Annotated in this window: 18 protein-coding genes; 8 read left to right on the top strand and 10 right to left on the bottom strand. The window is 66.4% G+C overall.

Features of this window, described 5'->3' with window-relative positions; genetic code table 11:
* Positions 1 to 124: 124 nt before the first annotated feature.
* From FVF58_RS00175 to iolB, 7 genes are all read left to right on the top strand, one after another.
* On the top strand, positions 125 to 1,171 hold the full coding sequence (locus tag FVF58_RS00175; protein ID WP_149667948.1) for a sugar ABC transporter substrate-binding protein: 1,047 nt from the start codon (positions 125 to 127) through the stop codon (positions 1,169 to 1,171).
* 185 nt (positions 1,172 to 1,356) lie between these two features.
* Positions 1,357 to 2,541, top strand: coding sequence for an ABC transporter permease (locus FVF58_RS00170; RefSeq protein WP_149667947.1), 1,185 nt, complete (start codon positions 1,357 to 1,359; stop codon positions 2,539 to 2,541).
* Between the two features lie 15 nt (positions 2,542 to 2,556).
* Positions 2,557 to 3,363 carry an ATP-binding cassette domain-containing protein gene (locus FVF58_RS00165; protein ID WP_188130665.1) on the top strand — a complete coding sequence of 269 codons (807 nt, stop codon included), beginning with the start codon at positions 2,557 to 2,559 and terminating at the stop codon, positions 3,361 to 3,363.
* Positions 3,364 to 3,430: 67 nt separating this feature from the next.
* On the top strand, positions 3,431 to 5,476 hold the full coding sequence (locus tag FVF58_RS00160) for a bifunctional 5-dehydro-2-deoxygluconokinase/5-dehydro-2-deoxyphosphogluconate aldolase (protein WP_149667945.1): 2,046 nt from the start codon (positions 3,431 to 3,433) through the stop codon (positions 5,474 to 5,476).
* Complete coding sequence (gene iolD / locus FVF58_RS00155) at positions 5,473 to 7,473, top strand: 3D-(3,5/4)-trihydroxycyclohexane-1,2-dione acylhydrolase (decyclizing) (RefSeq protein WP_149667944.1); 2,001 nt, start codon at positions 5,473 to 5,475, stop codon at positions 7,471 to 7,473. Before FVF58_RS00160 ends, iolD begins: the two co-directional genes overlap by 4 nt.
* A gap of 10 nt (positions 7,474 to 7,483) precedes the next feature.
* On the top strand, positions 7,484 to 8,410 hold the full coding sequence (gene iolE, locus FVF58_RS00150; protein ID WP_149667943.1) for a myo-inosose-2 dehydratase: 927 nt from the start codon (positions 7,484 to 7,486) through the stop codon (positions 8,408 to 8,410).
* Positions 8,407 to 9,207 carry a 5-deoxy-glucuronate isomerase gene (gene iolB, locus FVF58_RS00145; RefSeq protein ID WP_149667942.1) on the top strand — a complete coding sequence of 267 codons (801 nt, stop codon included), beginning with the start codon at positions 8,407 to 8,409 and terminating at the stop codon, positions 9,205 to 9,207. Before iolE ends, iolB begins: the two co-directional genes overlap by 4 nt.
* 156 nt (positions 9,208 to 9,363) lie before the next feature.
* Here the strand turns inward: iolB and FVF58_RS00140 are convergent, their stop codons facing one another.
* The 9 genes from FVF58_RS00140 to FVF58_RS00100 all read right to left on the bottom strand — a co-directional run bounded on the left by FVF58_RS00140 (position 9,364) and on the right by FVF58_RS00100 (position 18,193).
* Positions 9,364 to 10,077, bottom strand: coding sequence for an ABC transporter ATP-binding protein (locus FVF58_RS00140; RefSeq protein ID WP_149667941.1), 714 nt, complete (start codon positions 10,075 to 10,077; stop codon positions 9,364 to 9,366).
* Entirely contained in the window at positions 10,074 to 10,838 is a 765-nt protein-coding gene (locus tag FVF58_RS00135; protein ID WP_149667940.1) for an ABC transporter ATP-binding protein, read from the bottom strand. The genes FVF58_RS00140 and FVF58_RS00135 overlap by 4 nt, the downstream gene beginning before the upstream one ends.
* The gene (locus FVF58_RS00130; protein ID WP_149667939.1) at positions 10,835 to 12,172 is read right to left on the bottom strand and encodes a branched-chain amino acid ABC transporter permease; all 1,338 of its coding nucleotides are present in this window, start codon (positions 12,170 to 12,172) and stop codon (positions 10,835 to 10,837) included. Before FVF58_RS00130 ends, FVF58_RS00135 begins: the two co-directional genes overlap by 4 nt.
* Positions 12,165 to 13,103, bottom strand: a complete 939-nt coding sequence (locus FVF58_RS00125; protein ID WP_149667938.1) for a branched-chain amino acid ABC transporter permease — start codon at positions 13,101 to 13,103, stop codon at positions 12,165 to 12,167. Before FVF58_RS00125 ends, FVF58_RS00130 begins: the two co-directional genes overlap by 8 nt.
* Positions 13,104 to 13,107: 4 nt before the next feature.
* Positions 13,108 to 13,557, bottom strand: coding sequence for an acyl-CoA thioesterase (locus FVF58_RS00120; RefSeq protein WP_149667937.1), 450 nt, complete (start codon positions 13,555 to 13,557; stop codon positions 13,108 to 13,110).
* A gap of 31 nt (positions 13,558 to 13,588) precedes the next feature.
* Positions 13,589 to 14,737: an iron-containing alcohol dehydrogenase gene (locus tag FVF58_RS00115; RefSeq protein ID WP_149667936.1), complete on the bottom strand. Its 1,149-nt coding sequence runs from the start codon at positions 14,735 to 14,737 to the stop codon at positions 13,589 to 13,591.
* Between the two features lie 185 nt (positions 14,738 to 14,922).
* Complete coding sequence (locus FVF58_RS00110; RefSeq protein ID WP_149667935.1) at positions 14,923 to 15,453, bottom strand: NUDIX domain-containing protein; 531 nt, start codon at positions 15,451 to 15,453, stop codon at positions 14,923 to 14,925.
* Between the two features lie 103 nt (positions 15,454 to 15,556).
* Positions 15,557 to 16,588 carry a threonine aldolase family protein gene (locus tag FVF58_RS00105; RefSeq protein WP_149667934.1) on the bottom strand — a complete coding sequence of 344 codons (1,032 nt, stop codon included), beginning with the start codon at positions 16,586 to 16,588 and terminating at the stop codon, positions 15,557 to 15,559.
* 192 nt (positions 16,589 to 16,780) lie between these two features.
* Complete coding sequence (locus FVF58_RS00100; protein ID WP_149667933.1) at positions 16,781 to 18,193, bottom strand: YbfB/YjiJ family MFS transporter; 1,413 nt, start codon at positions 18,191 to 18,193, stop codon at positions 16,781 to 16,783.
* 120 nt (positions 18,194 to 18,313) lie between these two features.
* On the opposite strand from FVF58_RS00100, the gene FVF58_RS00095 reads away from it, so the two are divergent.
* On the top strand, positions 18,314 to 19,258 hold the full coding sequence (locus FVF58_RS00095; protein ID WP_149667932.1) for a LysR family transcriptional regulator: 945 nt from the start codon (positions 18,314 to 18,316) through the stop codon (positions 19,256 to 19,258).
* Positions 19,259 to 19,455: 197 nt separating this feature from the next.
* On the opposite strand, the gene alaS is transcribed toward FVF58_RS00095, so the two are convergent.
* Positions 19,456 to 22,080, bottom strand: a complete 2,625-nt coding sequence (gene alaS / locus FVF58_RS00090; protein ID WP_149667931.1) for an alanine--tRNA ligase — start codon at positions 22,078 to 22,080, stop codon at positions 19,456 to 19,458.
* Positions 22,081 to 22,262 lie beyond the last annotated feature (182 nt).

Below are 22,262 nucleotides of genomic sequence, written 5' to 3'. Positions count from 1 at the left end.
GAAGATGACCTAATCTTGGTCGTGAGCGATGGTGCTTCGGTGGACATGCGCCGGCCAGTACGCGGATGGAAAGCCGCCGCCAGACGCTCCCTTCAATAACGACAGACCGAGAAAGGTGGAGACAATGAGACTTTGCAAGGGCAAGGCTACGCTCAGGATTCTGGTGACGGCATTGACGTTGGCGACGGGATTCGGCGCGGCCTCGGCCGCCCGCGCGGCTGACGCCCACTTCGTGCTGATCAGCCACGCGCCGGATTCGGACTCGTGGTGGAACACCATCAAGAACGCCATCAAACAGGCCGACGAGGACTTCAACGTCACGACCGACTACCGCAATCCGCCGAACGGCGACATCGCCGATATGGCGCGTCTGGTCGAACAGGCCGCCGCGCGCAACTACGACGGCGTGATCGTTTCGATCGCCGACTTCGACGTGCTCAAGAGTTCGATCTCCAAGGTCACTGAGAAACACATTCCGCTCGTCACGATCAACTCCGGCACCGAGGAGCAAAGTGCGAAGCTCGGCGCGATCATGCACGTCGGACAGCCTGAATACGCGGCTGGCAAGGCGGCGGGCGAGAAGGCGAAGGCGGCAGGCATCAAGTCGTTCCTGTGCGTGAATCACTACGCGACCAACCCGGCTTCGTTCGAACGCTGCCGCGGCTTTGCCGAGGCGATCGGCGTCGACTTCAAGACTTCGACCCTCGACGCCGGGCAGGATCCCACGGGCGTGCAGTCCAAGGTGAGCGCCTTTCTGCGCAATCATCCGGACACCCAGGCGGTGCTCACGCTCGGGCCGCTATCGGCCGATCCGACGCTCAAGGCGCTGCAACAGATGGGCCTCGCGGGCAAGATCTGGTTCGCCACGTTCGACTTCGACAGCGACATTGCGAAGGGCATCCAGGACGGCACGATCCAGTTCGCGATCGACCAGCAACCGTACTTGCAGGGCTATATCCCGGTCGCCGTGCTGGCCATCGCGAAGAAGAACCACACCACCGATCCGGTCAAAATCCGCGAGGTCCTGCAGGCCAATCCGAAATTCAAGGAACGGCTTGCCACTTACGGGCTCGCCCCCTCCTATGGGCCGCGCAATATCGGCTCGGGCCCGGGCTTCATCACGAAAGCCAATGTCGACAAGGTGCTCAAGTACGCAGGTCAATACCGCTAGGCAACGCATCGGCTGATGGCGCCGCCTCGATGGCGGCAAGCATGAAACAGGTGGGGACCGGCCAGATGCCTCTGGTCTAGCCGGCACTCGCCCGTTCACTCTGCGTTACGTACCGCATTCAGGTGCTTCAAACGCCGCGGGTTTGCATCGACCAGCCGCCCGCTGGCGTATCAAGGAGAGCTTCAATGGGTGTCGCCAACCTTTTCCATCCCCATCACCGCAAGCAGCCCCCCACTGATCCGCAGGATCCGTCGGGGCCGGCTTCAGCTACGCCATCCGTTGGCGCCGACGAGCGCGTGCGCCAGGAATCGTGGTTCCGGCATCTGCTCAATCGGCCGGAATTCGCCGCCTTAGCCGGCACCGCGATGGTGTTCATCGTGTTCGGCGTGGCGGCCGGCAACTCGGGGATGTTCAACCTCGACGGCGTCATGAACTGGTCGCAAGTCGCGGCCTATCTGGGTCTGATCTCGGTCGGCGCCTGCATGCTGATGATCGCCGGCGAATTCGATCTGTCGATCGGCTCGATGATCGGCTTTGCCGGCATGATGGTCGCGCTGCCCACCATGTATTTCCACTGGCCGATCTGGCTCGCCATCGTGTTCGCGTTCGTCGGCTCGATGCTGCTCGGCGCACTCAACGGCTATCTGGTGATGCGCACGCGGCTGCCGTCGTTCATCGTCACGCTCGCCTTCCTGTTCATCCTGCGCGGACTCACGCTGGCGCTGTCGGTGATGTTCGCCGATCGCACGATCATCTCCGGCGTCGGCGACGTCGCGCGGCAGGACTGGCTGGCGCATACGCTCTTCCAGGGGGTCGCGTTCCGGGGTCTGTTCGCCTGGCTGGGCCACATCGGCCTCGTGAAAATGCTCGACAACGGCATGCCGCTCGTGCCGGGTATTCCCAAAGTGCTGCTGTGGTGGCTCGCGCTGGCTGTCGTCTGCGCGTTCACGCTGGCGAGAACCCGCTTCGGCAACTGGATCTTCGCCGTCGGCGGCGACGCCAACGCGGCCAAGAACGTCGGCGTGCCGGTGCGGCGCGTGAAGATCTCGCTGTTCGTACTGACCGCGTTCTGTTCGTGTCTGTATGCGGTGCTGCAAGTGTGCGACATCGGTTCGGCCGCGGCCGACCGCGGTTTGCAGGCGGAATTCGAAGCGATCATCGCCGCGGTGATCGGCGGCACGCTCCTCACCGGCGGCTACGGCTCGGTGGTCGGCGCATGCTTTGGCGCGCTGATCTTCGGTGTCGTGCAAATCGGCATCACCTACACCAATGTCGACTCGGACTGGTTCCGGGTGTTCCTTGGCGTCATGCTGCTGTTCGCCGTGCTGTTCAACCACTACGTGCGCAGCCGCGTCGCGGCGTCTCGCTAAGACAAGGAGTTCATGATGACCGCCCTCGAACAGACCGAAGACGACTACATCCTGTCGCTCGAAAACGTCAGCCGCTATTTCGGCAACATCATTGCGCTCAAGGACATCACGCTCAAGCTCAAACGCGGTGAAGTGCATTGCCTGCTCGGCGACAACGGCGCCGGCAAGTCGACCCTGATCAAGACGCTCGCAGGCGTGTACCAGCCGAGCGAAGGCATCTACCGGGTGGACGGCAAGCCGGTGCGTTTCACGTCGCCGAAAGACGCGCTCGATATCGGCATCGCGACCGTCTATCAGGATCTGGCGCTGGTGCCGCTGCTGTCGGTCGCACGCAACTTCTTCATGGGACGCGAGCCGCAAAAGAAACTGTTCGGTTTCCTGAACGTGATGGACCTCGAAACCAGCGCCACGACCGCGCGCGACAAGCTCGCGGAAATGGGCATCAACGTGCGCGATCCGCATCAGCCGATCGGCACGATGTCCGGTGGCGAGCGCCAATGCCTCGCGATCGCGCGGGCGATTCACTTCGGCGCGCGCGTGCTGATTCTCGACGAGCCGACCGCCGCGCTCGGCGTGAAGCAGAGCTTCAACGTGCTGAAGCTGATCCACAAGGCGCGCGCCAAAGGCATCTCGGTGATTTTCATCACGCATAACGTGCACCACGCGTATCCGATCGGCGATTCGTTCACGCTGCTCAATCGCGGCAAATCGCTCGGCACGTTCACCAAGGACACCATCAGCAAGGACGAAGTGCTCGACATGATGGCCGGCGGCGCCGAAATGCAGAAGATGATCGGCGAACTGGAAGGCGCGACGATCTGATCGATTCGCGCGGGTCGGCCGGCGCCTGGCTTGCCGGCGAACCGCGTTCAGCTATTCAGGGATATTCATGGATCACTCCAGCACAAACAGCGGGACCACGCCGGCCCCGGCTTCGGCGGCCGGCGGACGTTTCGCGCCGGGCCGCAGCCGCGACATCGTGTGTCTCGGCCGTCTCGCCGTCGATCTGTACGCGCAGCAGGTCGGCGCGCGGCTCGAAGACGTGTCGAGCTTCGCGAAGTATCTCGGCGGTTCGTCGGCGAATATCGCGTTCGGCTGCGCGCGCCTCGGGCTGGCGTCGGCGATGCTCGCGCGCGTCGGCAACGACCACATGGGCCGCTTCCTCACCGAAACGCTGACCAAAGAGGGGTGCGACGTCAGCCGCGTGCGGGTCGATCAGGACCGGCTGACCGCGCTGGTGCTGCTCGGCCTGAAGGACCGCGACACGTTCCCGCTGATCTTCTACCGCGAAAACTGCGCGGACATGGCCGTCGACGAAGCGGATTTCGACGAGGCGTTCATCGCGTCGTCGAAGGCGCTGCTGATTACCGGCACGCACTTCTCCACCGAACAGGTGAACCGCACGAGCCGCCGCGCGCTCGAGTACGCGCGCCGCAATCAGGTGCGCACGGTGCTCGATATCGACTACCGCCCGGTGTTGTGGGGACTCACGGGCAAGGCGGACGGCGAAACGCGCTTTGTCGCCAGCGAGGGCGTCACCGCGCATTTGCAGCGCATCCTGCCGCTGTTCGATCTGGTGATCGGCACCGAAGAAGAGTTTCGCATCGCCGGCGGCAAGACCGAACTGGTCGAAGCGCTCGCGATGGTGCGCGCGGTCACGCCCGCCACGCTGGTGCTCAAGCGCGGGCCGCTGGGCTGCCAGATCATCGACGGCAAGGTGCCCGCATCGCTGGACGACGCGCCGATTCACGGCGGCGTCGAAGTCGAAGTGCTGAACGTGCTCGGCGCGGGCGACGCGTTCGCATCGGGGTTCCTGTCCGGCTGGCTGCGCGATCAGCCGCTCGAAGCATGCGCGCGCGCCGCGAATGCGAGCGGCGCGCTGGTCGTGTCGCGGCACGGCTGCGCGCCCGCCATGCCGACACCAGCCGAACTCGATTACTTCCTGCGCGAAGCCAAAACCGATCCGCAACGGATGCGCCGCCCGGATCGCGACGCGACGCTCGCGCGCCTGCACCGCGTGTCGCCCGCGCGCAAACCGTGGCGCGAAGTGCTCGGCTTCGCGTTCGATCATCGCAACCAGTTCTTCGAACTCGCGCAGCAAACCGGCGCGGACGAAGCCCGCATCGCGCGCCTGAAGGGCCTGTTCGTCGAAGCCGTCGCACAGACCGAGAGCGCGCTGGGCTTGCAGGGCCGCATCGGCGTACTGATCGACGACCGCTACGGCCAGGATGCGTTAAACGCCGCCACCGGCCGTGGCTGGTGGATCGGCCGCCCGGTCGAGCTGCCCGGCTCGGTGCCGCTGGTGTTCGATCACGGCCGCTCGATCGGCACGTCGCTGATCGCGTGGCCGCAGGAGCATGTCGCCAAATGCCTCGTGCAATTCCATCCCGACGAGCCCATCGAACAGCGGCTCGAACAGGAAGCGCAGTTGCGCGCGCTCTACGACGCGACGCAGGCGAGCGGCCATGAATTGCTGCTCGAAGTGATTCCGCCGAAGCACGCGCATCTGCCGCAAGCGCCGGACATCGTGTATCGCGCGCTGAAGCGCCTGTACAACATCGGCATTTATCCGGAGTGGTGGAAGCTCGAACCGATGGACGCCGCGCAATGGCGCGCCGTCGACGCGCTGATCGCCGAACGTGATCCGTATTGCCGGGGCGTCGTGCTGCTCGGTTTGTCGGCGGGTGTCGAGCAGTTGAACGAGGGCTTTCGCGCGGCCGCGCAATCGGCCACGTGCCGTGGCTTCACGGTGGGCCGAACGATTTTCCACGAGCCAAGCCATGCGTGGCTCGCCGGAGAAATCGGCGACGACGAACTGATCGCGCGCGTGCGCCGCACCTTCGAAACGCTGGTCGCGTCATGGCGCGCGACGCGTGGCGCGAGCGCCGGGCAAGCCGGCACACCGAATCATGTACATCAGGAGCAGGCGGCATGAATCAGCGCGTACTGCATCACGACGCGGCGTCCGCGAACGACGCCACCCAGACGCGCGCGGCCTCGGGAGGCACCCTCCGTTTGACGACCGCGCAGGCGCTGGTGCGCTATCTCGCGGCGCAACGCGTGACGACCGAGGACGGCAGCGGCAGCGAGCCGCTGTTCGGCGGCGTTTTCGCAATCTTCGGTCACGGCAACGTCGCGGGGATGGGCGAAGCGCTATATCAGCATCGCGATGAGTTGCCCACGCTGCGCGCGCACAACGAACAGGCGATGGCGCACAGCGCGATCGCGTTTGCGAAGGCGCATTTCCGCCGGCGCATGATGGCGGTCACGACATCGATCGGACCCGGCGCCACCAATCTGCTGACCGCGGCGGCGCTCGCGCATGTGAACCGTCTGCCGGTGCTGCTGCTGCCCGGCGATATCTTCGTGTCGCGCGCGCCCGATCCGGTGCTGCAACAGGTCGAGGATTTCAACGATGGCGGCGTGTCCGCCAACGACGCGTTCAAACCTGTGTCGCGCTACTTCGACCGCATCGTGCATCCGGCGCAATTGCTGAGCGCGTTGCCGCGCGCGCTGCGCGTGCTGACCGACGCCGCGCTGTGCGGACCGGTCACGCTCGCGTTGCCGCAAGACGTGCAAGCCCAGGCATGGGACTTCCCCGCCGATTTCTTCGCGCCGCGCGTGGTCCGCTTGCATGCGCCCGCGCCGCGCGTCGATGAGATCGAGGCCGCCTGCGCGCGTTTGCGGCACGCGAAGCGTCCGTTGATCGTCGCCGGTGGTGGCGTGCTGTACAGCCGCGCGACCGATGCGTTGCACCGCTTCGCGGCCAGTCACGGCATCCCGGTCGCGGAAACGCAGGCCGGCAAAAGCGCGCTCGCCTGGAACGACCCGCTGAATGCGGGCGCGTTGGGCGTGACCGGCTCGCCGGCCGCGAACGCGCTCGCGCACGACGCGGACTGCGTGCTCGCGATCGGCACCCGCCTGCAGGACTTCACCACCGGCTCGAACACGCTGTTCACCCAAGCCGACGTGATCGCCATCAATGCCAACGCATTCGACGGCCTCAAGCATCGCGCGCGGGTGGTCGAAGCGGACGCGCGGCTCGCGCTCGAAGCGCTCGCCGAGCCGCTGCACGGATGGCATGCGGAGCGCACCTGGACCGCGCGGGCGCACAAGCTCGCGGCCAGTTGGCGCGACACGGTGAGCACGCTCACGCATGCGCCGCAACGCGATGCGGTGCTGCCTTACGAGGGCGACGTGATCGGCGCCGTGCAGCGTTCGAGCGCACGCTCCGCGATGGACGACATCGTCGTGTGCGCGGCCGGCACGCTGCCCGCCGAATTGCACAAGCTGTGGCGCGCCGGCAGACCAGGCGCCTATCACGTCGAATACGGCTATTCGTGCATGGGCTACGAGATCGCAGGCGGACTCGGCGTGAAACTCGCGCGGCCCGAGCGCGACGTGATCGTGATCGTCGGCGACGGCAGCTACCTGATGATGAACAGCGAGATCGCGACCTCGGTGATGCTCGGCGCGAAGCTGATCGTCGTGGTGCTCGACAATCGCGGCTTCGGTTGTATCAACCGTTTGCAACAGGCATGCGGCGGCGCGCCGTTCAACAACCTGCTGGAGAACTGCGTGCAAGGCCCGCTCGGCGCGCCGCGCATCGACTTCGCCGCGCATGCTCGGGCGCTCGGCGCGCAAGCCGAACATGTCGCCAATGTCGCCGAACTCGAAGCCGCGCTGCAACGCGCGCGCGCCGCGGATCGCACCTATGTGGTCAGCATCGATACCGACCCGGCCCGCACCACCGACGACGGCGGCTGGTGGTGGGAAGTCGCCGTGCCGGAAGTCTCGCCGCGCGATGCCGTGCGCGACGCGCGCGCGAAATACGACGCGCAGCTCGCTGCGCGCTCCGCGCCGGCCGCGTCGGACGATCGCGCCGGCCGCCCCGATCACACCGGCACCCCCGATCACCTCGATCACGAATGAGGACGCTCGCATGACTGCTTTCGACGTACGCATCGGCATCAACCCGTTGTCGTGGATGAACGACGATCTGACGTCGCTGGGCGGCGAGACGCCGCTCGATGTGGCGCTGACCGAAGGCCGCCAGATCGGCTATCAGGGCTTCGAACTCGGCAACAAGTTTCCGCGTGAACCGCAGGCGTTGAAGACGCTGCTCGCTCAATACGATCTTGCGCTGGTGTCCGGCTGGTATTCCGGGCGGCTCGCGCAACGCAGCGTCGAAGACGAGATCGCGTCGGTCGGCCCGCATCTCGAACTGCTCGCGCAGAACGGCGCGACGGCCATGGTGTATGGCGAAGTCGCCGATTCGATTCAGGGCGCGCCGCAGCCGCTCTATCAACGGCCGCGTTTTTTCAGCGACGCGCAATGGGCCGCGTACGCAGCGCGCGTCGACGAATTCGCGCGTTATACGTTATCCCGCGGCGTGCGCCTTGCGTATCATCATCACATGGGCGCATATGTCGAGACGCCCGCCGACGTCGATCAACTGATGGCGCGCACCAGCCACGCGGTCGGCCTGCTGTTCGACGCCGGGCATATCACGTTTGCCGGCGGCGATCCGCTCGCCGTGCTCGACAAACACATCGCGCGCGTGTGCCATGTGCATTGCAAGGACGTGCGCCCCGCCGTGATGAAACTGGCGCGCAATCGCAACTGGAGTTTTCTCGACGCGGTGATCGCCGGCGCCTTCACCGTACCCGGCGACGGCGCGGTCAATTTTCCGGCCATCATTGCCCGGCTGAAGCGGCATGGTTACAGCGGCTGGCTGGTGGTCGAAGCGGAACAGGACCCGGTGGTGGCGCCGTCGTTCGAGTACGCACAGAAAGGCTATAGGACGTTGCGCGCGCTGGTCGATGCGCCGCTCGACGCTCCCGACACAAACGTGCAGGAGGCAGCATGAGTTTATTGGTGAAGGCGCAGCGCGAAGGCCAGACAATCGCGCGAGTCACGCCGCAGTCCGCATGCTGGCGCTATGTGGGATTCGCCGCGTACCGGTTGGGCGCGAACGAAGTCGTGCATGTGCTCGAAGCATCGCGCGAGGTGTGCATCGTCGTGCTCACCGGCACGGTGGATATCGAAACCGCCGACACCACGTGGAGTTCGCTCGGCTCGCGCGACAGCGTGTTCGAGGATGCCGCGCCGTACGCGGTGTATTTGCCGCCCAATGTGCGCGCGACGGTGCGCGCGTGTCGCGACGCCGAGATCGGCGTGGCGAGCGCGCCCGCTAAAGGCGAGTATCCGGCGCGGCTGATCGAGCCGGCGTCGATGAAGCGCTCCACGCGCGGCAAAGGACTGAATACGCGCTACGTGTGCGATATTCTCCCGCAGACCGAGCCCGCCGAATCGCTGCTGGTGGTCGAAGTCAGAACGCCCGGCGGACACGCGTCGAGCTATCCGCCGCATAAGCACGACACCGACAACGTCCCGCACGAGAGCTCGCTCGAAGAGACTTACTATCACCGGCTCGATCCGCCGCAGGGTTTCGCGTTTCAGCGCGTGTACACCGACATGCGCGACATCGACGAGTCGATGGCGGTGGAAGATCACGATGTCGTGATGGTGCCGCGCGGCTATCATCCGGTGGTCGTGCCGTATGGGTACGATTCGTACTATTTGAACGTGATGGCCGGTGGGCAGCGGGTCTGGCATTTCCGCAACGATCCGGCGCATGAGTGGATCATTAATAAGGATGCTTGATTATTCCTCTTGCACGGCGCGTTTCGTAGAAACTCGCCGTGCAATGCCCTGCCGTCGCGCCGATACTCTGATATTGCTGACGGCCAGATCCACACTCAAAACGACCCACAACCCGCATTCGGCAATGCCATAGCAAGGCCAGCTGAACAGCGCCGCTCAGCCGACGCCCAGCCACTCCCGCATCACATCCGAGCGCGTCAGGAACGCCGCGATCTCGCCGTCGAACACGATCTCGCCATGCCCCATCACGGCGACCCGGCTCGCAATCTGCTGCGCGATCACGAGGCGCTGCTCGATCAGCAACATCGCCACGCCGCGCTCGCGCAGCATCCGCAGACACCCGGCGACCTGCTGCATCACGAGGCTCGCGAGACCCTCGCCGGGCTCGTCGATCACCAGCAGATCGGGATCGCCGAGCAGCGCCCGCGCGAGCGACAGCATCTGCTGCTCGCCGCCCGACAGCACCCCGGCGCGCGTGCGCTTGCGCTCGCCCAGCACCGGGAAAAGCGCGTAAGCGTCGTCGAAAGTGAAGCGCGGCGTGCGGCCGCGAGTGCGCGGCGCGACGCCGAGTTGCAGATTCTCGTGGACGCTCAGCGACGGAAACACGTCGCGATGCTCGGGCACGTAGCCGAGGCCGAGGCGCGCGATCTCGAAGGTGCGCAGACCGTCCAGCGAACGGCCCGCGAAGCGCAATTCGCCCTCGCTGCGCACGAGACCCATGATCGCGCGCGCGAGCGTCGAACGGCCGGAGCCGTTGCGCCCGACCAGCGCCAGCACTTCGCCGGGCTCGATACGCAGCGTGACGCCGTGCAGCGCCTGGCTCGCGCCATACCACGCGTTCAGCGCGCGAATGTCGAGCAACGCGCTCATGTGCCTAACCCCGCACCGAAGCCCGCGCCGAGATAGGCGTCGCGCACGGCCGCATCCGCGCGAATCGCGGCCGGCGCGCCGCTCGCGATGACGCGCCCCTGCACGAGCACGGAAATCCGGTCGGCGATCGCGAAGACCGCATCCATGTCGTGCTCGATCATCAGCAGCGTGCGGCCCGCGGTCGCCTCGCGTATCAGTTCGATCGCGCGCGCCGCTTCCGAGCGGTTCATGCCGGCGGTCGGCTCATCCAGCAGCAACGTGTGCGCGCCGCCGGCGAGCGCAATGCCGAGATCGAGCGCGCGCTGCTCGGCATAGCTGAGTGTGCCGGCCCACACGTCCCGGCGCACGCTCAAGCCCACGGCATCGAGCACCTGTTCGGCGCGGGCGTCGACGGTTCGCGAGCCGGCGAAGCGCTGCCACCAGCGCGCGCGCTTGCGCTCGGCCAGCAGCGCCGCGCAGCGCAGATTGTCGAACACGCTGAGCCGCGCGAACACACTGGTGCTCTGGAAGCTGCGCGCGAGGCCCCGACGCGTGATCGCAGCTGGCGCGAGGCGCGTGATCTCCGCGCCGAACAGGTCGATGCGCCCGGCGTTCGGCCGCGTGCCGCCGGCGATCAGATTGAACAGCGTGGACTTGCCCGCGCCGTTCGGCCCGATCAGCGCGTGGCGCTCGCCGGGCTCGACCGAGAGATCGACGCCGCGCAGAATCCGCGTCGAGCCGAAGCGCTTTTCGATGCCGTAGAGGGCGAGAGCTGGGATCATCGGCGGGCTCCGGCTGTTTGCGTCGCACTTGACCGATCGGCAACACGCGCTCGCGCGCGACTGGCGTAACGCGCGGCGACTGCACCCAACGCGGCCAGCAAAAAGACCACGACGCCGAGCCAAAGCGCAGGCGTAGCGCGTTCCAGCGACACCCCCGCGACGCTGAAAACCGCGCCCTCGTCCGCACCGAACTGCACGGCGTAAGCCCATTGCACCGCGAGCACGAGCGCCGCGCACCACACCGACACGGCAAGCGCGCTCCATATATAAACCGCGCGACACCGCCGCCAGCCATACGTCGCGAGGCGCGCCGCATGCCGCTCGACGAAGCCCGCCAGCCCATCCGGCGACGCCGCCACGACGACAACGAAAAACAGCCCCAGATAAAAGAGCCACGCCCGCGTGACGCTCGCGACCACGACGCTGAAAAACGTCAGCACGATCGCCCCCGCCACCGGCCCGAAGAACGCCGCCGGGCCGCCGATCACCGTAGCGATCAGCACCGCGCCCGAGCGCACCATGCCGACGCTTTCCGTGGACACCAGTTCGATATTGATCAGCCCCAGCGTCCCCGCAATGCCCGCGAAGAACGCCGACCACACTACCACGCCATAGCGCACGCGGCGCGGATAGCAGCCGATCGCCGCGGCCCGCGCCGGGTTGTCGCGCACGGCGTTCGCCAGCCGCATGAACGGCGTGCGCGACAACGCGAACATCGCCGCGCTCGCCAGCAGGCACCATAGCGCGATCAACGCGTAGGCCTCGCGCGCCGGACCGAAGCGCCAACTGCCGAGCGGCGGCCCGTTGGTGCGATCGATCGCCACGCCCGCCGCGCCGCCGAACCAGTCGGGCAGCGCCCACGCGGCCGCCACCACGAGTTCGCCGAGGCCGAGCGTGATCATCGCAAAAGCGGTGCCGGCGCGCCGCGTCGAGATGAAGCCGAACACCACGCCCCACAACGCGCCGCCAAGCCCGCCGACCAGCGGCAGCAGCGCGAGCGGCACGCCGCTGTGGTTGAACACCTGCGCGGCGGCCAGCGCGCCGAGCCCGGCATAAGCGGCATGACCGAACGACAACAGTCCGGTTTCGCCGAGCAGCAGGTTGTATGAGAGCGCGAACACGATCATCGTCGCGCTCTGCGCGAGGTAGGCGAGCAGCCAGCTTTGTGGCCAGATGAACGGCGGCACGGCGAGGAACAGCAGGAGCGCGAGCCATGGCGCGAGAGCGCGCCACAGCGCGCGGGCCGGCGCCGCGGACCGCGCGGAGGTTGCCGGCGCCGCAGTCGACAGCGCCGACGTCGTGGACGATTCAGACGCCCCGCCTCGCTTACGCATGATCGTCGTGCCGCCCGAACAGCCCGCGCGGGCGCAGCGCCAGCATCGCGACGAGCAGCAGATAGGGAATCAGCGGCGCGAGTTGCGCGAGCGTCAGCGCATCCCATTCGGGCGGCACCGATGCGCCCAGCATCGCCAGCACGTCTCCCAGCGACACGTCGCTCGCCACGGCCAGCGTCTGCACGCAGCCGACCAGCAGCGACGCCGCCAGCGCCCCGCTCAACGAGCCGAGGCCGCCGATCACCACGACAACGAACACGATCGAGCCGAGCGACTCGGCCATTGCCGGCTCGATCACGAAGAGCGGCGCGCCGATCACGCCGGCCAGCGCGGCGAGCGCCGTGCCGGCCGCGAACACCCCGGTGAACACGCGCGGCACGTTGTGGCCGAGCGCTTCGACGGCGCTCGCGTGCGTGAGCGCGGCGCGCACGATCAGCCCCGCCTTCGACACGCGCAGCACCGCATACAACACCGCCAGCATCGCCAGCGACACCGCCATCATGAACGCCCGGTAGCGCGAAAAAGCCGCACCGTAAAGGGTGAACAACGGACCGTCGAGCACAGGCGGAATCGTTGCGGAAAGCGGGTTCAAGCCCCAGCCGAGCTTGACCAGTTCGCCGAGCAGATACGCGGCGCCGAACGTCAGCAGCAATTCCGGCAAATGGCCATGCACGCGCACGCGCCGCAACAGCCAGCGCTCCAGCGCCGCGCCGAGCAGACCGACGACGAGCGGCGCGATCACCAGCGCACTCCAGAACCCGGCGCGCGCCGCCACCGAGAAGCCCACGTACGCACCCAGCATGTAGAAGCTCGCATGCGCAAAATTCAACACGCCGAGCATGCTGAAAATCAACGTCAGGCCGGCCGACAGCATGAACAGCAACAGGCCGTAGCTGACGCCGTTGAGCAGATTGATGACGAACGACTGCACGCGCCTATTCCGCCTGCACGGCGGCGCTCAGCGGTTCGAGCGCCGCGCGCAGATCGGCGGGCAGGTTCACGGGACGGCGCGTGACGCGGTCCACGTACACGTGCACGAAGTGCCCCTGCGCGGCGGGTTGCTGGTCGCCTTCCTTGAAGAGCCCCACTTCGTAGCGCACGCTCGACGTGCCCAGCCGCGCCACCCGCAAACCCGCCTCGACGCGCTCGGGAAACACCAGCGGCGCGAAGTAGCTGCAATGCGTTTCGACCACCAGCCCGATCGTCGCGCCATGCTCGAAGTCGAGCACGCCCGCGCGGACCAGATACTCGTTCACCACGGTGTCGAAATAGCTGTAGTAGACGACGTTGTTCACGTGGCCGTAGACGTCGTTGTCCATCCAGCGGGTGGTGATCGGCAGGAAATGCGGATACGCGGCGCGGAGGGCTGGGGCGGGTTTGTTCATGAGAGCGTGGGCGTTCGGCGGTGGGGGGTCGTCAAAGCGATTCGGTCAGCATGCGGCGGTAGTCGTCGGCCGTGGCTTCGCGCGGATTCGTGCGATGGCAATGGTCCGCGAGCGCGCCCTGCACGACCTTGTCGAACATGCTTTCGTCGACGCCCATCTGCTTGAGCCCAGTCGGCAAGCCGAGCCGCGCGGTCATGTCGAACAGCGCCTGCGCGAGATCCGCGCGCTCCGGCAAATTCATCGCGCGACGCATCCGCGCGTAGCGACGCTCGGCGATCACGCTGGCGGCGCTCTCGTTGAAGCGCAGCACCGCCGGCAGCACGACCGCGTTCAGCGTGCCGTGATGCAGCGACGTGCGGCCGTTCACCTTCAGACCGCCCAACGGATGCGACAGCGAGTGCACGCAGCCGAGTCCTTTCTGGAACGCCATCGCGCCTTGCATCGACGCGCTCATCATGTTCAGGCGTGCTTCACGATCGCTGCCGTCCGCGCAGACGCGTTCGATGCTGCCCCACGCGCGCTCCAGCCCGTCCAGCGCGATGCCGTCGGCGGGCGGATTGAAGGCCGGTGCGAGAAAGGTTTCGATGCAGTGCGCGATCGCGTCCATGCCGGTCGCCGCGGTCAGGCCCGGCGGCAAGCCGAGCGTGAGACCGGGGTCGCAGATCGCCGATTTCGGCAACAAATGCCACGAGTGAAAGCCGAGCTTGCGGCCGTCGTTCAGAATCACGATCGCGCCGCGCGCGACTTCGCTGCCGGTGCCCGCCGTGGTGGGGATCGCGATCAGCGGCGCGACGGCTTCGGTGATCTTCGCGCTGCCGCCTTCGATCGTTGCGTACTGGGTGAGCGGGCCATCATGTGTGGCCGCGATCGCGACGCCCTTCGCCAGATCGATCGACGAACCGCCGCCCACCGCGATCAACCCGTCGCAGCCTTCGTCGCGATACCTTTGCGCGGCCGCCAGCACCATCGCCTCGGTCGGGTTCGACGGCGTGTCGTCGAAAAGCGGCACGTCGCCGAGCTTCAACGCGTCGAGCGCGCGCTGGACGATGCCTGCCGCCACCACGCCCTTGTCGCTGATCAGCAAAGGCCGCTTGATGCCGATCCGCGCGCATTCCGACGGCAGTTGCGACAAGGTGTCGTAGCCCAGATGGATGTGAGTCAGGTAGTAGATGTAGGCCATGCGTTGCTTCTCCCCGAACGTGAACTCGTTGACCGGCGCATCGAGCGAAGCAGTGCGCAGCGGCTGGTGCGCGGTGCGTCGATTGCAGCTCGCGGGTCCGCTTTGCGCCGCACTCGTTGCGTGGTTTGCTACGTGCCTGGTTGCGTGGTTCTCTGCCTGCGTTGCTGCCCGGTTTGTCGCGTCGCCTATTGCCCCGGCCGGTCGACGAATTCGAACGGCAAGCCGCGCCGCCGCATCCATTCGCCGAGCGCCTGGCCGGTGCCCGCCCGCCACGGCCGCAATTTTGCCGGCTCGACCAGCCGGTATTCGAGCAACTCCGGCGACAGCGCGATCGTGCCGTACGCCTTCACGTGATACGCGATGATCAGCTCGTTCTTGCGGATGAACTCGTACACGCCGACCAGTTCGACGGTCTCCGCGTGCAGCGAGGTCTCTTCGCGCACCTCGCGGGCGATGCCCTGTTCCGGGGTCTCGCCGTTTTCGAGGAAGCCGGTGATCAGCGCGAACATGCCCTCGGCCCACGCGGCATTGCGTGCCAACAGAATCTTGCCCTCGTATTCGACGATCGCCGCCACCACCGGCAGCGGATTGTTCCAGTGGACATAGCCGCATGCGGCATCGGGACAGCTTTGGCGGACGCGGCCGCCTTCGTGTTCGGGATCGGCGCGCTGGGTCAACGGCGTGGCGCAGCGCGGACAAAATCGGTATTCGGTCATGGCGTGGGGGGCGTCTCGTTTGTGTCGTTTGTGTCGTTTGTGTCGTCTGACGGTGTTTTGCGCGCTGTCTTCTATGTGGCCAGCCCGCCGCTTCTCAACCCATTCACGCCGCACACAAGTCACGCACTTCAGTCACAAAACGCTCGACCGTCTCCGGCTGCGTGTCCCACGCGCACATCAGCCGGCAACCGCCCGCGCCGATGAACTCGTAGAACTTCCAGCCGCGCGCGCGCATTGCTTTCGCGGCCTGCGGCGGCAACTGCGCGAAGACCGCGTTCGATTCCCGCTCGAACATGATGCTCACGCCGGGAATTTCCCGCAACCGCGTTTGCAGCAATTGCGCCATCGCATTCGCATGACGCGCATTGCGCAACCAGACGTCGTTATCGAGCAGGCCGAGCCAGGGCGCCGAAATGAAGCGCATCTTCGAAGCCAGTTGACCGGCCTGCTTCAGACGGTAAGCGAAATCGTCGGCGAGCGCGCGGTCGAAGAACACCACCGCCTCACCCACCGGCAAGCCGTTCTTGGTGCCGCCGAAACACAGCACGTCGACGCCCGCGCGCCACGTGATCTCCGACGGATGCACGTCCAGCGCCGCCACCGCGTTCGCGAAACGCGCGCCGTCCATATGCACTTTCAGATGACGCCGCTTGGCGATCGCCGCTATCGCCCGCACTTCCTCGACGCTGTAGACGGTGCCGACTTCCGTCGATTGCGTCAGCGTGACGACCTTGGGCTTCGGGTAGTGGATATCGGCACGGCGCGTGACGAGCGCCTCGATCGCGTCCGGCGTGAGCTTGCCGCCGATGCCCGGCGCGGTCAGCAGCTTCGAGCCGCCCGAGAAGAATTCCGGACCGCCGCATTCGTCGGTTTCGATATGCGCGAGCTCGTGGCAGATCACCGAGTGGTACGACTGGCACAGCGACGCGAGCGCCAGCGAATTGGCCGCCGTGCCGTTGAACACGAAGAAGACTTCGCAGTCGGTCTGGAACAGTTCGCGCAGACGGTCGCAGACCTGATTGGTCCAGGAGTCGTCGCCGTAGGCCGGCTCGTGGCCGCTGTTGTTGGCGGCGATCAGCGCGTCGAGCGCTTCGGGGCAGATGCCGGCGTAGTTGTCGGACGCGAAATGTTGCATGGTGGCGATGCGCCGGTTGCGGGCGCGTGTAATGACGGAAAGCGGTCATTTTAGTGCGCTTGTGCGTTATTTGTTGCGGGTGTGGGGAGTTGCGGAGCGCGGGGTTTGGATTGGAGTTTGGGTTTGGCCGCGATGGCCGGCTCGACAGCACCTTATTCGCACGGCGCCGTCGCGCGAGCGCTTTCGCGGCCGTTAGTTGCAGCCGCAATCCGGCATACGGTCACGGCGCTGCGGCTGCGGCCGATGAGCGACCGCGATCAGCCCCGCCGCACCCACCATCAACGCACCCGCCGCCAGCCACAGCGCCGGCGAGAACGACCCCGTGTGCTCCGCAATCGGCGCGGCAACCAGCGGACCGACGATCTGGCCGACGCCGTAGGCCGCCGTGGCGTACCCCATCAGGCCGGCCGCGTCGTCCCCGCGCAGGCGCCGCGCCTCGCGCATCGCGAACAGCGTGATCGCGGTGAACGGCAGGCCGATCAGCATGCTGCCAAGCGAGAAACCGCCTGCCGTCGGCCAGACGATGCCGAGCGCGATACCAATGGCCTGCAGCACATAGCAGCCGGCGAGCAGCGCGCGGTTATCCCAATGCCCCGGCAGGCGCGCGCCCAGCAGCGCGCCGACGATCAGCGCCGCGCCGAACATCGGCCAGAACAGATCGGGCCAGAAAGAGCCCGGCAACGCATGACGCGCGATGACGGGCAGAAAGGTCGCCGTGATGATGTAGCCGAAGCCGGGGATGCCGTAGAGCAGGATCAGCCAGATGGCGTCGGCGCGGTGCGGGGTGTGGCCGGTTGCGCGTTCACTGGCGAGTTGGATGGCCGCGCGCTGGCTCGCGGGAGATTGGCCGACGGCCGGTTCGCTGGCGGCGGGTCGGTTTGCGCTGCGTTCGCTGACGGCAGCGCGGCCGTTAGAAGACCGGCTCGTCCCATTCCGGCCCGCATTCACCTCAGCAACCGGCCCGCGTCCACGACGACGCGCCCCTTCCCCGCCGACACCCGCCGCCTCCCGAAACTCCGGCCAAACCACCACCGACAAAACCGCACCGATCAGGCCGAAGCCGATCCATCCCGCGGTCGCGCCAAAGCCGCCCGCAACGCTCACCAGCACCCCCGTCCCTACGATCCCCGCGCCCGGCCCGGTGTAAATCACTCCGCTCCAGCCGTGCGCCCCGAGTTCGGCGAGGCGTCGCAAGCCCCACTGGGACGCGAATACGAAAGTCCACGCGCTGACCGCGCCGGCGACGAAGCGCACCACCGCCCACACCCAGAAGTGACTCGTGACGCCCATCGCCAGCGTCAGCAGAACCGTCGCGACGAGCCCCACGCGCACCATGCGCGCCGGCTCGACCCGCAGCGCGGCGCAACTGACCGCGCCGGCGAAATACCCTGCGTAGTTGAACGACGCCAGCCAGCCGCCGTGCTGGATGTCGAGTTGTGGCTGACCGAAGGCGCTGCCATGAAGCATCAGCGGCAACAGCGGCGTGAAGGCGAAACGCCCGATCCCGAGGGTGACGGCCAGCGTCACCATGCAGGCGAGCGCCGCGCGGCGCGCGGCGTGAGGTTCGGCGAAGCGGTCGTATGCGTGCGAAGCGAGGTCGTTCATGATTCGGCGCCAGGTGATGGCCAATGACGGTCAGGCCGGGTTCGTTCAATGGATATTAGCTTGACCTTTTGATCACGAAAAATGAATAATTCGGATATCAGCCATCGCCCGGAGAGAATCATGGATCTGGCCGCCTTGACCATTTTTCGCGCGGTCGTGCGGGAAAACGGCGTGACGCGCGCCGCTGCCAAGCTCAATCGTGTGCAGTCGAACGTCACGACACGCATCAAGCAACTGGAAGAGCAGCTCGGCACCGACCTGTTCATCCGCGACGGCCGCCGCCTCGTGCTGACGCCCGCGGGCGAAACGCTGCTGCCTTACGCGGAGCGCCTGCTCGCACTCGCCGACGAAGCCCGTCACGCCGTGCGCGAGGATCGTCCGAGCGGGCGCCTGCGCCTGGGCACGATGGAGAGCGTCGCGGCGACACGCCTGCCCGGATTGCTCGCGCAATATCACCAGCAGTGGCCCGCCGTTGCGCTAGAACTTGAGACCGGCACGACCGGCAAGCTGATCGAGCGGGTGCGGGAATTCGAAGTGGATGCCGCTTTGGTGGCGACGCCGCTCGACCCGGCCGCGCTCAGCGACCTGTTCGAGACGGTGCCGGTATTCAAGGAAGAGCTGGTGATGCTCACGCCGCGCGGGCATCGGCCGATACGCGAAGTGCGCGATGTCGCGCTATCGACGCTGATCGCGTTCGAGCGTGGCTGCGCGTACCGGGCTTATATCGAGAAGTGGTATCTGGAACACGGCGTGAGGCCGGCGCGCGTGCTGGAGCTTGGCTCCTATCACGCGATCGTCGCGTGCGTGGCGGCCGGTGCAGGGGTGGCAGTGGCGCCGCGCTCAGTGCTGGATCTGCAAACCGATGCCAGCAATATCGCGGTTCATGAACTGCCTGATATCGGCATGATCGAGACGCTGCTCGTGTGGCGACGCGGGCATTTTTCGTCCGCGCTCAATGCGCTGCGGCGCACGCTCGTGACGGCTGACGAAGGGGATACGGCCGCGATGGCAGGCGCAACGGGGGGAACGGAGGACGCGGCGGCCGCGAATGCGGGCATCGCCTGATCGTTGCCTGCGGCGGCGGATATCCGCCGCCGAAGCCGAACCGCAAAGCAAATCGCGAATCAACCACAGGCCCGACCGCATATCAAACAGTGATCCGCGCCACGACACAATCCGGCAGCGCGACTTCGCAACAAAAAACCTGGGCCACGCGACTCGCCGAAACGACCGGCGCCCCGCGTGGCCCCATCAAACCCGAATCAAAGCTGGCCTTCGACCCAAGCCTTGACGCCAGCCAGCGCGGCGGGCAGGTTCGCCGGCTCGGTGCCGCCAGCCTGCGCCATGTCCGGACGGCCGCCGCCCTTGCCGCCGATCTGCTGCGCGACGAAGTTGACCAGATCGCCAGCCTTGACCTTCTTGCTGGCGTCAGCCGTCACGCCGGCGATCAGGCTCACCTTGCCGCCTTCGACCGAAGCCAGCACGATCGCCGCGCTCTTCAGCTTGTCCTTCAGCTTGTCGACCGTCTCGCGCAGCGTCTTGACGTCCGCGCCGTCCAGCGTGGCCGCCAGCACGTGCACGCCGCCCACTTCGATCGCCTGACCGGCCAGCTCGTCGCCCTGGCTCGAAGCCAGCTTCGACTTCAGCGCGCTCAGTTCTTTCTCCAGCGACTTCACCTGATCCTGCACCTGGCTGATCCGCTGCGTCAGTTCCGAGGGCTGCGCCTTCAACACCGCCGCAGCCGCATTGATGCGTGCGTCGAGGTCCTGCACGAAGCGCACGGCGTTGTCGCCCGTGATCGCTTCAACACGACGGATGCCCGCCGCCACGCCGCCTTCCATCACGATCTTGAAGAAGCCGATGTCGCCGCTGCGATGCACGTGCGTACCGCCGCACAATTCACGCGAGAAACCCAGGTCGAGCACGCGCACTTCGTCGCCGTACTTTTCGCCGAACAGCGCCATTGCGCCGCCCTTCACCGCTTCGTCGAACGGCATCACGCGCACGATGCCCGGCGCGTTCGCCAGCACTTCGGCGTTGACGATCTCTTCGACACGGCGGATCTGCTCGTCCGTCATCGGCGCGTTGTGCGCGAAGTCGAAACGGGTCTTGTCCGGGTCGACGAGCGAGCCCTTCTGCTGCACGTGCGAGCCGAGCACCTCGCGCAGCGCCTTGTGCATCAGGTGCGTGGCCGAGTGGTTGCGGGCCGTGCGGGCGCGGCGCACCGCGTCGATTTCCGCCTTGACGACGTCGCCCACCTTCAGCGTGCCCTGCTCGAGCGTGCCGTGATGGCCGACCACGTCGGCCTGTACTTTCAGCGTGTCGGTGACCGCGAAGCGCACGCTAGCGTTGGCCAGCACGCCCTGGTCACCCACCTGGCCGCCCGACTCCGCGTAGAACGGCGTGTGATCCAGCACCACGACCGCCTGCTGGCCGTGCGCCACTTCCCGCACCGACGCGCCGTCCACATACAGCGCAACCACCTTCGCGTCGTCGAAGACGATTTCTTCGTATCCGTGGAACGTGGTCTTCGCGCCCGAGTATTCGAGGCCTTGCGCCATCTTGAACTTGCCCGCCGCGCGCGCCTGCTCGCGCTGACGCGCCATCGCTTCGTCGAAAGCGGATTCGTCGACCGTCACTTCGCGCTCGCGGCACACGTCCGCGGTCAGGTCCAGCGGGAAACCGTAGGTGTCGTGCAGCTTGAATGCGAGTTCGCCGTCGAGCGTCTTGCGGCCCTTCGCTTCGAGGTCGGCCAGCGCGCTCTCGAGAATCGACATGCCGTGCTCGATGGTTTCGAAAAAGCGCTCTTCTTCCTGACGCAGCACGTCGGTGACGCGTTGTTCGGCTTCTTTCAGTTCGGGGTATGCGCCGCCCATCTGCGCGACGAGGTCCGCCACCATGCGGTGGAAGAACGAGCCCTTCTTGCCCAGCTTGTAGCCGTGGCGGATCGCGCGGCGCACGATCCGGCGCAGCACGTAGCCGCGGCCTTCGTTGCCCGGAATCACGCCGTCGACGATCAGGAACGAGCATGCGCGGATGTGATCGGCGATCACCTTCAGCGAGTTGTTCGTCAGATCGCTCACGCCGGTTTCGCGCCCCGCAGCCGTGATAAGCGCCTGGAACAGGTCGATCTCATAGTTGCTGTGCACGTGCTGCAGCACCGCCGCGATACGCTCCAGCCCCATGCCGGTGTCCACGCACTGCTTGGGCAGCGGCGTCATGTTGCCTTGCGCGTCGCGGTTGAACTGCATGAACACGAGATTCCAGATCTCGATGTAACGGTCGCCGTCTTCCTCAGGCGATCCCGGCGGGCCGCCCCACACGTCCGGGCCGTGGTCGTAGAAGATTTCCGAGCACGGGCCGCACGGACCGGTGTCGGCCATTTGCCAGAAGTTGTCCGATGCGTAGCGCGCGCCCTTGTTGTCGCCGATGCGGATGATGCGCTCGACCGGCACGCCCACTTCCTTCGCCCAGATGTCGTGCGCCTCGTCGTCTTCCTGATAGACGGTGACCCACAGCTTGTCTTTCGGCAGCTGGTACACGCCGGTCAGCAATTCCCACGCGTAGTGGATCGCGTCGCGCTTGAAGTAGTCGCCGAACGAGAAATTGCCCAGCATTTCGAAGAACGTGTGGTGACGCGCGGTGTAGCCGACGTTTTCCAGATCGTTGTGCTTGCCGCCCGCGCGCACGCTGCGCTGCGCGGTCGTGGCACGCGAATACGGACGCGATTCCGCGCCGAGGAACACATCTTTGAACTGCACCATTCCAGAATTGGTGAAGAGCAGGGTCGGGTCGTTGCCGGGCACAAGGCTCGACGAGCGAACGATCGTATGGCCCTTCGATTCGAAGAACTTGAGGAATTTCTCGCGGATTTCGGCGGCTTTCATAGCGTGCGGGGGACGGTCCTGGCTGTTACCGGCGGCATCGTGGGATGCGCCAACTGTTTGTTTCTTAAACGACTGATTATACGGGATCGGCGCGGCTGCGCGACGGCGCGCCCGGTACGTTGGCCGTTCGGCCAGGTTTGACCGGGTTTGGCCGCGCGTGGCCTGGACCACGCGCCATCTCG

Origin of the sequence: Paraburkholderia panacisoli (assembly GCF_008369935.1) — a bacterium.
Classification (GTDB): Bacteria; Pseudomonadota; Gammaproteobacteria; order Burkholderiales; family Burkholderiaceae; genus Paraburkholderia; species Paraburkholderia panacisoli.
The sequence above is the reverse complement of the archived record's forward strand: the minus strand, read 5'-3'. Positions and strand labels throughout refer to the sequence as shown.